This window comes from Streptomonospora alba (assembly GCF_000826685.1).
Classification (GTDB): Bacteria; Actinomycetota; Actinomycetes; order Streptosporangiales; family Streptosporangiaceae; genus Streptomonospora; species Streptomonospora alba.
On record NZ_JROO01000032.1, the window covers coordinates 1 to 15,024 of the forward strand.

12 protein-coding genes are annotated in these 15,024 nt (G+C 71.4%); 9 read left to right on the forward strand and 3 right to left on the reverse strand.

From position 1 onward, the window contains the following. Nucleotides 1-360 precede the first annotated feature (360 nt). Entirely contained in the window at nucleotides 361-579 is a 219-nt protein-coding gene (locus LP52_RS16690; RefSeq protein ID WP_040274829.1) for a hypothetical protein, read from the forward strand. Nucleotides 580-674: 95 nt separating this feature from the next. Here the strand turns inward: LP52_RS16690 and LP52_RS16695 are convergent, their stop codons facing one another. Further along, on the reverse strand, nucleotides 675-1,316 hold the full coding sequence (locus LP52_RS16695; protein ID WP_238580954.1) for a CGNR zinc finger domain-containing protein: 642 nt from the start codon (nucleotides 1,314-1,316) through the stop codon (nucleotides 675-677). A gap of 117 nt (nucleotides 1,317-1,433) precedes the next feature. On the opposite strand from LP52_RS16695, the gene LP52_RS16700 reads away from it, so the two are divergent. Further along, complete coding sequence (locus tag LP52_RS16700; protein WP_040274830.1) at nucleotides 1,434-2,123, forward strand: haloacid dehalogenase type II; 690 nt, start codon at nucleotides 1,434-1,436, stop codon at nucleotides 2,121-2,123. 77 nt (nucleotides 2,124-2,200) lie between these two features. Here LP52_RS16700 and LP52_RS16705 read toward each other — a convergent pair whose 3' ends face one another. Beyond that, on the reverse strand, nucleotides 2,201-2,977 hold the full coding sequence (locus tag LP52_RS16705) for a bestrophin-like domain (RefSeq protein ID WP_040274832.1): 777 nt from the start codon (nucleotides 2,975-2,977) through the stop codon (nucleotides 2,201-2,203). 566 nt (nucleotides 2,978-3,543) lie between these two features. Between LP52_RS16705 and LP52_RS16710 the strand changes: the two genes are divergently transcribed. The 7 genes from LP52_RS16710 to LP52_RS16740 all read left to right on the forward strand — a co-directional run bounded on the left by LP52_RS16710 (nucleotide 3,544) and on the right by LP52_RS16740 (nucleotide 14,264). Then, on the forward strand, nucleotides 3,544-4,554 hold the full coding sequence (locus LP52_RS16710; protein ID WP_040274833.1) for a LacI family DNA-binding transcriptional regulator: 1,011 nt from the start codon (nucleotides 3,544-3,546) through the stop codon (nucleotides 4,552-4,554). 161 nt (nucleotides 4,555-4,715) lie between these two features. Then, nucleotides 4,716-5,954 carry a sugar ABC transporter substrate-binding protein gene (locus LP52_RS16715; RefSeq protein WP_052809944.1) on the forward strand — a complete coding sequence of 413 codons (1,239 nt, stop codon included), beginning with the start codon at nucleotides 4,716-4,718 and terminating at the stop codon, nucleotides 5,952-5,954. Then, the gene (locus LP52_RS16720) at nucleotides 5,954-6,841 is read left to right on the forward strand and encodes a carbohydrate ABC transporter permease (RefSeq protein ID WP_052809945.1); all 888 of its coding nucleotides are present in this window, start codon (nucleotides 5,954-5,956) and stop codon (nucleotides 6,839-6,841) included. Before LP52_RS16715 ends, LP52_RS16720 begins: the two co-directional genes overlap by 1 nt. 2 nt (nucleotides 6,842-6,843) lie before the next feature. Then, nucleotides 6,844-7,671 carry a carbohydrate ABC transporter permease gene (locus LP52_RS16725; protein WP_238580955.1) on the forward strand — a complete coding sequence of 276 codons (828 nt, stop codon included), beginning with the start codon at nucleotides 6,844-6,846 and terminating at the stop codon, nucleotides 7,669-7,671. Nucleotides 7,672-7,866: 195 nt separating this feature from the next. Beyond that, the gene (locus tag LP52_RS16730; RefSeq protein WP_040274837.1) at nucleotides 7,867-9,843 is read left to right on the forward strand and encodes a glycoside hydrolase family 31 protein; all 1,977 of its coding nucleotides are present in this window, start codon (nucleotides 7,867-7,869) and stop codon (nucleotides 9,841-9,843) included. 447 nt (nucleotides 9,844-10,290) lie between these two features. Beyond that, entirely contained in the window at nucleotides 10,291-13,050 is a 2,760-nt protein-coding gene (locus LP52_RS16735; protein ID WP_238580963.1) for a glycoside hydrolase family 3 protein, read from the forward strand. A gap of 239 nt (nucleotides 13,051-13,289) precedes the next feature. Further along, nucleotides 13,290-14,264 (forward strand): YsnF/AvaK domain-containing protein, encoded by a 975-nt coding sequence (locus LP52_RS16740; protein WP_040274839.1) that lies wholly within the window; start codon nucleotides 13,290-13,292, stop codon nucleotides 14,262-14,264. Nucleotides 14,265-14,336: 72 nt separating this feature from the next. On the opposite strand, the gene LP52_RS16745 is transcribed toward LP52_RS16740, so the two are convergent. Then, entirely contained in the window at nucleotides 14,337-14,900 is a 564-nt protein-coding gene (locus LP52_RS16745) for a dihydrofolate reductase family protein (RefSeq protein WP_040274840.1), read from the reverse strand. Nucleotides 14,901-15,024: the final 124 nt, after the last annotated feature.

Sequence of the window (15,024 nt, forward strand, 5' to 3'; positions counted from 1 at the left end):
GCTTCACCGGCGGGGGCCGCGGCCCCCGCCGCTCCCCCGGAGCCGCCCCCGCCGCCCGAGCAGGACGCTCCGCCCGATCCGCCGCAGCCGCCCGGACCTCCGCCGCCTCCTGACGCACCGCACCCGCCGCACCCGCCCGCGCCCCCGATCCCGCCGGACTGCCCCGACCGGCCCGAACCCCAGCCCCCGCAACCGCCCGACCCCCCTGAACCTCCTCCAGAGCCGCCTGAGCCGCCTGAGCCGCCCGACCCGCCTGAACCGGCGCCTCCGGAGCCCGCACCTCCGGAGGCCGAGCCCGAACCGGAACCCGCACCCGCCGAGCCGGAGGTTCCCGCTCCGCCTGAGGCCAGCCCCGCACCCGTGGTCCAGGACCGACCGCCACAGCGGCAGGACCGGCCCACCCCGTCCGAGCCCGCTCCTCGGCCGCAACCGCCCGCGGAGGCGCAGTTCGTCGGCGCCCCGCTGATCGACAGCCCGGAGGGCGACGGCCCCAACGGTTTCCAGCCGATGCAGATCATGGTGGTCATCGTGCTGGTCGCCGTCGCGGCGGCCGTCGGATCCTCGGGGGCCCGCCGCTGAGCCCCGGCCCCACGAGCAGGCGGCTCCGGAGTCCGCCCCGCCTTCGGGCTCCGGAGCCGCATCGGGCTGCCGATTCCGGCCGCTCGTCCGCGGGTCTACTCGGCGCGGTTGCGCCCGTGGCCCGTCTCGGCTCGGCGGGAGCGGTGGTTGGCGACGTTGGTGCGGTTTCCGCACAGCCCAGGCATGCAGTAGCGGCGGCGACCGGGCCGGGTGGTATCGATGAACGCCCCTCGGCAGGCGGGCGCGCCGCACGGGCGGAATCGCCGCTCGCCGAGGGCGTGTACGACTCCGAGGACGCCGATGCCGCAGACGACGGAAAGGGCGTCGGCGACCGTCGCTCCGTCGTGGAGCGGGGCGGCCCAGCGTGTGCGGGCCTCGTGCACGGGATCGGGAATCAGGGTGGCGCCGCGGGCGGGCGCGGTGAGCGCGGTGGCTCCGGACACGAGGCGGTCGCGCTCGGGGTGATCGACCAGGTCACGCACGGTCGTCCGGAGCGCGTGGACCGCATGAAGGTCGGCCGTTCGGCCGCGATGGGCGAGTTCGGACAGCGCACCCGGAGCGTCGTCGCCTCCCGACCGTGCGCAGTGCAGATCGGCGAACGCGATGAGGGCGGCCTGGTCGGGCAGGCGGTCGTCGCCGCGCCATACCTCGGGGGCGGTGTTGACCAGATCGGTCGCGACCCCCGCCGCCCAGCTGTAGTCGTCCAGCGCCACTTGCATCTCGTACGCACGCTCCATTAGTTTCGGTTAAATCCAATTTAACCCCTTACATGAGTGGGGCCGGAGGGACCGCCCCGGCCTGGTCGGCGAGGAGATGCCTTCGCCCACGCCCGATTCATCGAGGAGATCCCACCCATGGCAACACTGGAGATCGAGGCCGTCGTATTCGATGTGCTCGGCACGCTCGTCGACGAACCGGCCGGTATCCGCGCCGGCATACGCCGGCTCGATCCGTCGCTCGACGACCCCGGGATCGAGCGGCTCAGGTCGCTGTGGGCGCAGCACCTCGACCGCGAACAGCACCGTATCCTCAGCGGCGGTCGTCCCTACGCCACCAGCGACGTCCTCGACCGGGAAGCCGCCCGGGTCGTGGCCCAGGCGGCCGGAGTCGACGACCCGGCCGCCGTAGTCGAGCTGGCGCTGTCAGGCCGCCGACTTCCGCCCTGGCCCGACGCCGCGGCAGGGCTCGCAGGGCTCGCAGGGCGGTTTCCGCTGATCGGGCTCTCCAACGCGAGCCGAACAGCGCTGCTGGAGCTCGACGCCCATGCCGGACTGCGCTGGCACCAAGCCCTGTCGGCCGAAGACGCCCGGACCTATAAGCCGGATCCGGCGGTCTACCGCCTGGCCGTCACCGTCGCCGATCGGCCTCCGGAACGGCTGCTGATGGTGGCGGCCCATGCTTGGGATCTACGCGCGGCGCAGGTCCTGGGTCTGCGCACCGCCTACGTCGCCAGGCCCGTCGGCGACCCGCCCGCCTCCTCCGACCGGTTCGACCTGCACGCCGACGACCTGGCCGAGCTGGCCGACCGCATCGACGAGGCCTGAGCCCCTCCCCACGAACAGGCGGCTCCGGAGCCCGACCCACCTTCGGGCTCCGGAGCCGCGGCCCGGCACTGCTGGACTCAGCCTCCCGCGATGGTGGCGTCGATGCGGTCGAAGTCCTGCAACGCGTCCTGGAACGCCTCGGGTTCGGTGGCCAGCACCCCGGAGTAGGGGTTGTCCATGAAGAGCAGCACGACCAGCATCGCCGCCACGAACACCAGGTTCACCATCGCCCAGAAGACCCGCGTCCGTGAACCGCGCACCTGCATGCCGAACGGCAGTACCACGACCGCGAGCCCGCTCACGGCCGTCGCCAGCGTGACGAAGCGCGGGATGTGGTCGCCCGTCGAGTCAGCGCGCCGCACCCGCGATTGCACGAGGTCGGTGACGTTCTGCCGCGCGTGCATGCTCTCCACCGCGGCGGCGGGATCGTCGGAGGCGATTCGAGCGACGCTGATGCGCAGGTCGTCCAGCGCCGCGGAGGCGTCCTGGTCGAGCTCGCGCCGCTCGACCATCGCCGGCCAGTCCTCGCGGATGATCGCGCGGGCGTAGTCGCGCACGTCGGCGCGCACCCGCGCCCCTTCCTCGGCGGGCAACGCGGTGGTGTTCCAGTACAGGGCGGTGGCGTGCCCGGCCTCCGCCACGGAGCCGTCTTCGGCCCCGCGGTTGTTCTCCCATCCGATGACCAGGCCCATCGCCAGCGCGATGAGGTAGATGGACAACACGCAGGGAGCGATGAGGGTGCCGATGGGGCCGTCGGAGTCGTCGGTGGAGATGACGAACTTGCGTGCCACCACGATGCCGACCACCAGGAGCAGGGCGAGTACGACGAAGACCACGATGAGGCTGACTGTCATGGCTCTCCCGAACGGAGGGTTCCAGGCGGTAACGGAAGCCGTAGTCGATCGTGTGCGGGTTCGCGGCGGGACGGGGAAACCGCTTCCGGCCGCCTATGATTTACCACGGAATCCCGCGGAAACTCCGCCGCTCCGCTCCCTTGCCGGAAACCGTGCAGAACCGCGGTACCGGCGACCCGGAAGCGATTCATCGCCTTTTCGGCGCACCTGAACCGCCGCACCTCGGCGGACGGATCCGGGACGTCGGATTCCGGACGCCACAGACGTTCGCGCGCCGCTGTGACGCTTGAGTAAACAGCCCTCATCAGCCCGGAACCGCGCGTACCGACCTGGCCACCTGATCACTCACAGGAGTACCGCAAAACGTCGCCTTTCCGTATTTACGTCTTTCTGTCCCGGTGTATCCACCGAAGAATTCAGCGGACCGGCGGGCCTGCGTCGACACGGACGACGAGCGGTCGCGGCGAGGCCCGGCCGACCGCACGCACGCCGACGCCCCCATTGCGCCTCGGGTGTGAGACGCGTAACATCCGGCGAGTCGAAGCGGTTCGACTCAGGAGGCCGACATGCGCATCTCCGACGTAGCACGGCACGCCGGCGTGTCACCCAGCACGGTCTCCTATGTGCTCAGCGGCAAGCGGTCGATCTCCCCGGCCACCCGCGAACGGGTACTGGAGAGTATCGAGGTGCTCGGGTACCAGCCGCACGCCGGAGCCCGCGCGCTGGCCAGCAACCGCTCGAACGTCATCGCCCTGGTCGTCCCGCTGCGGCCGGGCATCCACGTACCCGTCGCCATGCAGTTCGCCGTCTCCGTGGTCACCAGCGCCCGCGACCGCGAGCACGACGTCCTGCTGCTCACCCAGGCCGAGGGCGAGGGCGGGTTGCGCCGCGTCGCCGGGACCTCGATGGTCGACGGAATCATCGTCATGGACGTCGAGGTGGACGACGCCCGCATCCCCACACTGCGCTCACTGTCACACCCTTCGGTGCTGATCGGCGTACCCGCCGAAACCGAGGGTCTGACCTGCATCGACCTGGACTTCGACGCCGCCGGGCGCGCCTGCGTGGCCCACCTCGCCGATCTGGGACACCGCGAGATCGCGCTGATCGGCCAGCCGCCCTCGGTCTACGAGCGGCGCACCGGGTTCGCCGAACGCACCGTCGCCGGTTTCGAAGCCGAGGCCGGCGAGCGCGGCGTCGAGGCGACCGTCGTCCCCTGCGACGCCGCTCCCGCCGCGGTGACCGCAGCGGCCACCGACCTGCTTCGCGAGCGCCCCGGAGTCACCGGGCTCGTGGTGCACAACGAGCCGGCCGTCACGCCGCTGCTGGAGGCCGTGCGCGGCCTCGGCCGCGAGGTGCCCGCCGACCTGTCGGTCGTGGCCATCGCGCCCGACGACCTCGCCACCGAAGCGTCGCCGCCGCTGACCTCGGTGAGCCTGCCCGCCGAGGAAGTGGGCGGGCGCGCCGTCTCGCTACTCATGGACAAGCTCGACGACCTCGGTCCCCCGGAAGTGACACTCCTTCCGCCGCGCCTCGTGCCGCGGGCGAGCGCCGCAGCCCGACCCGCCCTTCCCTGAACCGACCCCCGACCTCCGTTCACCCCCAGCACCAGGCCTCTCCTCGTACGACCCGCCGGTCCGACGACCGCACCGGCGGCCCGTCGCACCCGCGCCGTCCCCGTCCTCGTTCCCGTTCGTCAGCGCAATCGAAGCGCTTCGACACACGTAAGGAGCGCACCATGCCATCAGCGCGCATCCCCCGTACGCCCCGTCTGCGCGGATCCTCCGCCCTGGTCGCCGCCGGACTGCTCACCCTGTCCACCGCCTGTGCGGGCGGAGGCGGCGAGGAGGAGGTCACCTCGCTCACGGCGATGGACTACAACCTCGCCGAGCCGCAGAACGGCACCACCGCGACGATGCTCAAGGAGTGCGGCGATCAGGCCGGCGTCGAGATCGAACGCGACGCCCAGCCGCGCGACCAGCTCATGCCGCGGCTGCTGCAGGGCGCCTCCCAGCAGGACCTGCCCGACCTGATGCTCATCGACAATCCCGACCTTCCCCAGGTGGCCGCCACCGGGGCACTGCTCCCACTGGACGAAGCCGGGCTGGACACCGGCGGCTACTACCCCAGCGTGCTGGAGGCCGGCACGCACGAGGACACCGTCTACGGCATCGCCCCGGGCGTGAACGGCCTCGCCCTGTTCACCGACACGGCCGTGCTCGACGAGGCGGGCGTCGAGCCGCCGCAGACCTGGGCCGAGCTTCGCGACACCGCGGCCGAACTCACCGAGGGCGACACCAAGGGCTTCGCGTTCTCGGCCATCGGCCACGAGGAGGGCACCTGGACCTTCGAGCCGTTCCTGTGGAGCAACGGCGCCACGCTCACCGAGCTGGACTCCCCGGAGGCGGTCGAGGCGCTGGAGCTGTGGTCGGACCTGGTCGAGGAGGGGTCGGTCTCCCAGTCGGTCGTCAACTGGTCCCAGGCCGACGTCAACGACCAGTTCCTCGGCGACCGCGCCGCCATGATGATCAACGGCTCCTGGCAGCTGCCGGTGCTCGATGAGGAGGACCTCGACTACGACGTGGTCCCGCTGCCCGTCCCCGAGGCCGGCGCCGACCCCGCCACGCCCATGGGCGGCGAGGTCTGGGCGGTCGCGCGCAACGGCGGCGAGCGCGAGCAGAAGGCCGTCGAGGTGCTGGAGTGCCTGCTCAGCGACGACAACATGCGCCAGTGGGCCGAGCTGAACGCCTACGTTCCCGCCAAGGAGGAGCTGGCCCGGCAGCTCGCCGAGGACGACCCGCGGATGGCGCCGTTCGTGGAGTCGGTGCCCACCGCCCGGTCGCGTACCGCCGAGCTGGGTGAGGAGTACCCCGACGTCTCCACGGCGATCGCCGACGCGGTCCAGGAGGCCCTCGCGGGATCGACCTCGGCCGAGGAGGCGCTGAGCCAGGCGCAGCAGTCGGTGCCGGAGAACTGATGGCCGCCCGCATCGGGTTCCTCGCGCCCATCGTCGCCTACCTGGTCCTGTTCTTCGGGTACCCGCTGGCCGCCAACTTCACTATGGCCCTGCGGGAGTACACCGCCGCGTCGTTCTACACCGGCGACGCCCCCTTCGTAGGGCTCGCCAACTACGCGGCGGTGATGGGCGACCCGGTCTTCACCACGGCGCTGACCAACACAGCGGTGTTCACCGCGGCCTCGCTGTTCTTCCAGTTCGGCATCGGGCTGGCGCTGGCGGTGTTCTTCCAGCGGCACTTCCCGCTGAACGGGGTCCTGCGCTCGCTGCTGCTGATCCCGTGGCTGCTGCCGCTGGTGGTCTCGGGAACGGTGTGGCGGTGGATCTTCGACCAGGAGTACGGGGTCCTCAATCAGACCCTGCTGGCCCTGGGCGTCGTCGACACGGCGGTGCCCTGGCTGTCGAGCACCGCGATGGCGCTGCCGTCGGTGACGGCCGCCAACATCTGGGTCGGCATCCCGTTCAACATGGTCATCCTCTACGGCGGTCTGCAAAGCATCCCGGCCCACCTGTACGAGGCGGCGGCCCTGGACGGCGCCGGGCGCTGGCAACGGTTCCGGCACGTCACGTGGCCGCTGCTGCGCCCGGTGAGCGCGGTGGTGCTGATGCTCGGGCTCGTCTACACGCTGAAGGTGTTCGACGTGATCATGGTCCTCACCCAGGGCGGTCCGGCCAACGCCACCCAGACCCTGACGACCTGGTCCTACTCGCTGTCCTTCGGTGAGCTGGACTTCGGCCTCGGCGCGGCCGTGGGCAACCTGCTGATCGTCATCGCGCTGCTGTTCGCCGTGCTCTACCTGCGCGGACTGCGCTCGTCGGGGCCGGCACCGGCTCGGGAGAGGAGGTAGCCGTGGCTGTGCACACACGGGTGCGCACCGCCTTCACCACGGTGGCCGCGGTGGTCATCGTCGGGGTGCTGCTGTTCCCTCTGTACTGGATGGTCAACGCCTCGCTGCAGCCGGCCACCGGCCTGCTGGAGACCCCGCCGCGCTGGTTCCCCGTCGGCGGAACCCTGGAGGGCTACCGCGAAGCGTTCCAGAGCCAGGGGCGGCCGCTGGTCAACAGCGTGGTCGTGGCGGCGGGCACCGTGGCGCTGACCCTGGTGCTGTCGGTTCCGGCGTCCTATGCCCTCAGCCGGTTCCGTGTCCGCGGCGCGGGCGCGCTCATGTTCGCGCTGCTGCTGGTGCAGATGGTGCCCGGGATCGTGATGGCCAACTCGCTGTATGCGGTGATGAACCAGACCGGGCTGCTGAGCACGTATGCGGCGCTGATCCTGGCCGACTCGACGGTCGCCGTGCCGTTCGCGGTGCTGATCCTGCGGGCGTTCATGGTCACCATCCCCGACGAGCTGGGCGAGGCGGCCATGGTCGACGGCGCGGGGCACGCGCGCGTGCTGTGGTCGGTCGTCATACCGGTCAGCCGCAACGCGATGATCACCGCGGCGCTTTTCGCGTTCCTGTTCGCCTGGGCGGACTTCCTGTTCGCGGTGACACTGAACTCCGACGACGCGGTCATGCCGGTCACAGTCGGCATCTACCGCTTCATCGGCGCCCACACCGCCGACTGGAACAGCGTCATGGCCACCGGCGTGATCGCGTCCGTGCCCGCCGCCATTCTGCTCGTCGTCGCCCAGCGCTACGTCGCCGCCGGGGTCACCGGCGGCGCGCTCAAGGACTGACGTCCCTAGGAGCATCCGCCCGCTCCGCCGCGCCCGCTCCCCGACCGGATGCGGGCGCGGCGGGGCCGCCCACACCGCCGGCAAGCTCTCCGACTCCCATCCGCCCACCCACCGCCCGCCCACCGCCCGCCCCGCGACGGGAGCCGGGGCGGCCTCTGCAATCCGTCTACCGGCTATAGAAGGAGAGGACAACGCGTGCTGCACGAGATCGACGGTGGCGTCGAATGGCACGGCGGCCACCAGGTCGTGCGCGTCGAACCCTGGGGCGCCGACAGCGTCCGCGTGCGCGCCGGGCTCTACCGCCTGCGCTCCGACATCCCCGGTGCCTTGGGCGAGCGCCCCGGCACCGAGGCCAAGATCCGCATCGAAGGCGACACCGCCCACCTGCTCAACGGCGAAGTCACCGCCGAGGTCGGCGACGACGGGATGCTGCGGTTCCTGCGCAGCTCCTCGCATGCCGAGCTGCTGGCCGAGCAGCGGGCCCACTTCTGGTGGCCGGGCCCGCGCGCCTACACCTCCGCCGGAAACGGCTACTACCGCATCGAGCAGCTCTTCGCGGCATACGAGGGCGAGCGGATGTTCGGCCTGGGCCAGCACACCCACGGCCTGCTCGACCAGAAGGGCGCTGTCGTCGACCTGGTGCAGCGCAACGCCGAGGTCTCCGTCCCGTTCCTGTTCTCCTCGCGCGGCTACGGACTGCTGTGGAACAGCCCTGCCGTGGGGCGGGTGGAGCTGGCGGGCAACGGCACCCGCTGGGTCTCCGACAGCGCCCGCCAGATCGACTACTGGGTCACCGCGGGCGCCGACCCGGCGGCGATCATGGCCAACTACGCCGGCGCCACCGGCCACGCGCCGATGCTGCCGGAGTGGGCCTCAGGGTTCTGGCAGTGCAAGCTGCGCTACAAGACCCAGGACGAGCTGATGGAGGTGGCGCGCGAGCACAGGCGGCGGGGGCTGCCGCTGTCGGTGATCGTCGCCGACTTCTTCCACTGGCCCCACCTGGGCGATTGGAAGTTCGATCCCCGGGAGTGGCCCGATCCCGAGGGGATGGTCCGCGAGCTGCGGGAGATGGGCACCGAGCTGATGGTGTCGGTGTGGCCCTCGGTCAGCCCGCTGTCGGAGAACTTCGCCGAGATGCTGCGGCGCGGCCTGCTGGTGGCCACCGAGCAGGGTCCGCCGGTGCACGCCGACTGGGCCGAGAAAGGCGTCGAAGGCAAGGTGCAGGTCTCCTTCTACGACGCCACCAACCCTCAGGCGCGCGCGTTCCTGTGGGACGCGGTGCGGCGCAACTACCACGACCTGGGCGTTCGCGTGTGGTGGCTGGACGCCTGCGAGCCCGAGATCAAGCCCGGACACCAGCACAACCTGCACTACCACGCCGGGCCGGGGGCCGAGGTGGCCAACATCTACCCGGCCGAGCACGCGCGCGGGTTCTACGAGGGCATGCGCGCGGCCGGGGAGTCCGAGGTCGTCACACTGTGCCGCTCGGCGTGGGCGGGCAGCCAGCGCTACGGTGCCGCGCTGTGGTCGGGCGACATCGCCGCGACGTTCGCGTCGCTACGCACGCAGATCCGGGCGGGGCTGAACGTGGCGATGTCGGGCATCCCGTGGTGGACCACCGACATCGGCGGGTTCCACGGCGGCGACCAGGACTCCCCGGAGTACCGCGAACTGCTGGTGCGCTGGTTCCAGTACGGGGTGTTCTGCCCCCTGCTGCGCCTGCACGGCTTCCGCGAACCCTTCGTCGACGCCCTGCACCCGCAGATGTCGGGCGGGCCCAACGAGGTGTGGTCCTACGGCGAGGAGGTCTACGGCCGCCTGCGCGAGCTGCTGCTCCTGCGCGAGCGGCTGCGTCCCTACGTCATGGAGCAGATGCGCGCCGCCCACGAGCGCGGTATGCCGCCGATGCGCCCGCTGTTCGTGGACTTCCCCCACGACGCGCGCGCCTGGGAGGTCGACGACGCGTTCATGTTCGGCCCCGATCTGCTGGTGGCACCGGTGGCCGAGTACGGGGCGCGCGAACAGCACGTGTACCTGCCGGAGGGGACCCGCTGGCAGGACCCCTACAGCGGGGACGTGTTCCCCGGGGGCGCGTCGGCGCGCCTCGCGGCACCGCTGGAGCGCGTGCCTGTGCTGGTGCGCGAGGGCGCCTCGGTGCCCGTGGCCGGCTGACCGGCCGACCCGTGTCCGCGGCGCCCGCCCCGGCGGGGGCCGAGCGGGGCGCGCGGCCGCCGACCTCCTCCGGCGGCCGCGCGCACCACCTGCGGGCCGCGGACCGCGATCCGCGGCAGCAGGAGTCCCAACGGAGCACCCGAATGGAAGAAGAGCAGCACACGATCCTCAGCACGATCCGAAACGAAGCGAGGTAGCACGGTGAACCGGAGCATCCCCCAATCTCCGCCCCCGACCAGCGCCCCCTCTCCCCCGCGCGCCGCCGCCGGCGGCCTCCGCGGTGTGCTGCGGCGCACGGCGGCGCTCGCCCTGGCGGCCGTCCTCGCCGCGGGCGCGGCCGCGGCCCCCGCATCAGCCGACGACCTCCCCTTCCGCGATCCCGACCTGCCCGTAGACGAGCGGGTCGCCGATCTGCTGGGGCGGCTGACGCGCGACGAGAGGATCGCGATGCTGCACCAGTACCAGCCGGCGATCCCGCGCCTGGACATCGGCGCGTTCCGCACCGGATCCGAGGCGCTGCACGGCGTCGCCTGGCTGGGCGAGTCCACCGTCTTCCCGCAGTCGGTGGGCCTCGGCGCCACCTGGGACACCGGGCTGGTGAAACGCATCGGCGACGCCACCGGAACCGAGATGCGCGGCTTCCACGCCCAGGACCCCGCCGCGCACGGGCTCAACGTGTGGGCGCCGGTGGCCGACCCGCTGCGCGACCCCCGCTGGGGACGCAACGAGGAGGGCTACTCCGAGGATCCCGCACTCGTCGGCGCGATGACCGACGCCTACACCGGCGGCCTGAGCGGCGACGACGACTTCTACCTGAAAACCGCCCCTACGCTCAAGCACTTCGCCGGCTACAACATCGAGGAGCGGCGCGACAGGGTGTCGGTCACCGTCCCGCCGCGCGCGCTGCACGAGTACGTCTACCCGGCGTTTCGCCCGGCCGTCGAGTCGGGCAACGCCACAGGGGTGATGGCCGCCTACAACCTGGTCAACGGGCGGCCCGCGCACGTGTCGCCGCTACTGGAGGACGTGCGGTCCTGGTCCGAGGACGAGACCATGATCGTCAGCGACGCCTACGGGCCCTCCAACGTGGCTGGCAGCCAGGGCTACTACGAGAACCACGCCGAGTCGCACGCCGCGATGCTCAAGGCGGGCATCGACAGCTACACCGACCAGGACACCGACTCCTCGCTGACCGTCGACGCGGTCACGTCGGCGCTGGAGCAGGGGCTGATCACCGAGGAGGACGTCGACAGGGCGGTGGGCCACAGCCTGTCGATCCGGTTCCGGCTGGGTGAGTTCGACCCCGACCGGCGCAACCCCTACTCCGACATCACGCCGGATGTGATCGACTCCCCCGAGCACCGCGAACTCGCGCGCGAGGCCGCGACCGAGCAGATGACACTGCTGAAGAACGACGGCGCACTTCCGCTGGACCCCGAGCAGGACGGTGCCGTGGCGGTGGTCGGGCCGCTCGCCGACACCCTCTACGAGGACTGGTACAGCGGAACGATGCCCTACGAGGTCACCCCGGCCGGCGGGATCGCCGACCGGCTCGGCGAGGAGGGCTCGGTGTCCGCGGCCGAGGGCGCCGACAGGATCCGGCTCGCGACGCCCGACGGCGGCGTGGTCACCGCCTCGTCCGCCGAGGACGGCGGCGTGCTGCGTGTCCAGGATTCCGGTGGCGGCGGCGACGCCGAGGAGATCAGCGTCTTCGAGTGGGGCGAGGGCGTGGTGACACTGCGCACCGAGTCCAACGGCAGGGTCGTGGGCCTGGGCGAGGGCAACCGCCTGTTCAACGACCAGGAGCAGCCCAACGGGTGGTTCGTCCAGCAGCTGTTCCGCTTCGAGGAGGTCGGCGACGGCCAGGTCGTGCTGAAGTACGACGGATACGACGAGTGGAACCGGAAGTACGTCTCCGTCGGCGAGGACGGCGCGCTGACCGTCGACGCCGACACCCCCGACCAGGCCGCCCGCTTCGAGATCGACACGCTGGCGAGCGGGACCGAGCAGGCCGTGGACGCGGCCTCGGGCGCGGACGCGGCGGTCGTCGTCGTGGGCAACATGCCCTTCATCAACGCGCGCGAGACCGACGACCGCGAGGACATCGCGCTGCCGAAGGCGCAGCGCGAACTCGTCAGGGCGGTCACCGAGGCCAATCCGAACACCGTGGTGGTTCTGGAGTCCAGCTACCCGCAGTCGATGCCGTGGGCGCAGGAGAACGCGCCGGCGCTGCTGTGGACCTCGCACGCGGGGCAGGAGACCGGGAATGCGCTGGCGTCGGTCCTCTACGGGGACGCGAACCCCGCGGGCCGGCTGCCGCAGACCTGGTACCGGTCGGTCGAGGACCTGCCGGACATGGCGAACTACGACATCATCGACTCGGGGCACACCTACCAGTACTTCGAGGGCGATCCGCTGTACGCGTTCGGGTACGGACTCTCCTACACCGATTTCGAATACGGCAAGCCCGAGCTGGACCGCAAGCGGATCGGCGAGGACGGCACGGTGACGGTGCGGGTGCCGGTGACCAACACCGGCGAGCGCGACGGCGACGAGGTGGTCCAGCTCTACACCAGCCAGAAGCGCTCTCGGGTGGAGCAGCCGGTCAAGGAGCTGCGCGACTTCGAACGGGTGCACGTCGAGGCCGGCGAGACCGCCACCGTGGAGCTGGAGATCGAGGCGGCCGACCTGGCGTTCTGGGACGTCACCCGCGGATCGACGGTCGTGGAGCGGGCGGGCCACGACGTGCTGGTCGGGTCGTCGTCGGAGGACATCCGGCGCACGGCCCGCATCAAGGTGGACGGGGAGCGCATCCCGCCCCGCGACCTGTCCGCCGACACCCGCGCGGCCGACTTCGACCGCTACTCCTCCGGCGTCGCGCTGGTCGACGAGACCAAGGCGAAGGGCGACGCGGTCGCGGGGTCGGAAGGCGACTGGATCGCCTTCGACGACTCCGACCTGCGCGGCCTGTCGTCGTTCACCGTCCAGGCGGCCCGAGCCCAGGACGGCGCAGCGGGCCTGGAGGTCCGCCTCGGCGCACCCGACGGCCGCCTGCTGGGCACCGCCGGGGTCCCCTCCACCGGAGGGGTCTACGAGTACACGGACGTGTCAGCCGAGCTCGACACCGTCGGCGGGAAACACCGCGACGTCTACCTGGTCTTCACAGGAGACCTGAGGCTGAGCGGGTTCTCCCTGACCGAGGGGTAGGCCCAGACGCCCGACCGCACCATGAGGGCCGGTCCCGCAGCGGCGGGACCGGCCCGCTCGCGCGCCGGCGGCGAGCGTACGGGGCCGGAGATCCGGGGGCACGTAAACAGCATCCCCAATGTCAGCATTGATTGCTTAATGTCCGTAATGCTCATGGTTGAGGCGGTAACGATGTGGATGACGCTTTTAGTACACCTACGCGTGCGCCGCGGAGGACGCGGCGATCGGGGGGATCGGCGATGGCGACACAACTGGGCGCGGGAGGGCTGATCGGACACCGCGTCCTGGACAACCAGGGCAACAGCGCCGGAAAGATCGGCGAGGTCTACTACGACGACCAATCCGACGTCGCGAAATGGGTGACGGTGCGGACGGGGGTCTTCGGCACTCGTGAAAGCTTCGTGCCGCTGAAGGGGGCGAGCCAGGTCGACGAGGACATCCAGGTCCCCTACGACAGGCAGACGATCAAGGACGCGCCGCACTTCGACGTCGGCCAGCGCATCTCCGCGGACGAGGAGAGGCAGATCTTCCAGCACTACGACAAGGCCCGCTCCGGCGTCCCGGGACAGCGTGAAAGCTCCGAGGAGATGCGCGCGAGCGAGGCGGATGGCCGCCACGCGGCGTCCGGCGCCGAGAGCGCCGACGCAGAGACCGGAACGTCCGGCGCCGCAACCGGAACGGGCGCTGCCGCCGGCACGGCGGGTACGGAGACCGGGATGACCGCGGGCACCGGCAGCGCCGAAACCGGAACGGACACGGAGGCCGAAGCGGCCGGCACCCAGGCCGGTACCGCCGAGGCCGAGACCGCACCGAGCGCGGAGGCCGCGATGAGCTCCGGCACGGAGGAAGCCGCGATGACGCGCTTCGAGGAGCGGATCCACGTCGGCACGGAGCGCGCGGAGGCCGGCCGGGTCCATCTGCGCAAGCACGTCGACACCGAGGAGTTCCAGGAGACCGTGCCCCTCACACGCGAGGAGATCACCGTCGAACGCGAGCCGGTGGAGGCTTCCGGACTCGGCGACACCCGGATGGAGGCCGACGACCAGGAGATCACTCTGTACGAGGAGCACGCCACGGTCTCGAAGGAATCCGTTCCCGTGGAGCGCGTCCGTGTCGTCAAGAGCGAGGTCACCGAGCAGCAGACGGTCCGGGGCGAGCGGCGCACGGAGCGCGTCGAACTGGAGGACGACGGCTTCCAGGAGGCGCCCGAGTAGTGGAGCGAGTGAGGACCGCCGTCCGTGCCGCGAGCGCGGACGGGGCGCACCGCAGATGCGTGTTCCAGCGCCTCAGGAGGCGCCGACCGCGTAGCGCAGGTACACCGTGCCGTTGGCGAAGCGGCGTTCGTCTTTCAGCGCCAGGTCGAGGCTGAGGCCGTCGGGGAGTGCGCGCGTGCCTCCGCCGACCACCACCGGGACCAGGTACAACTGGCACTCGTCGACCACGCCCGCTTCCAAGGCGTGGGCGGCGAGGCCGGGGCCGGAGATGGAGATGTCGCTGCCGGCCTCGGCCTTGAGGCGGCGGATCTCGCCGGGGTCGAAGCGCCGCTCCAGGCGCGTCCTGGAGGTGGAGGGCTCGTCGAGCGTCGTGGAGTACACGACCTTGTCGGCGGCCTGCCAGATCCCGGCGAAATCGCGCATGAGGGGCGACTGCTCGGCCAGCGACGGGTCGGTCTCCCAGACCGCCATCATCTCGTACATGCGGCGCCCGTAGAGGTGGGTGCCGACCGGGCGCTCCTGGTCGTTGACGAAGGCCATCACCTCCGCGTCGGGCTCCGCCCAGTCGAAACGGCCCTCGGTGTCGGCGATGTAGCCGTCCACCGACGCGATCATCGAATAAACCACATCGGCCACTGCGGCACTCTCTCCTCGGTCGGCCGCCCCCGCTGGACCGGCGGCGCTGCGGGTAGTCGAGGCGAGCCTAAACCGCGGCGCCGACAAACGGGCCGAGGCGCACGCGGACACCGGTCGACGGAGC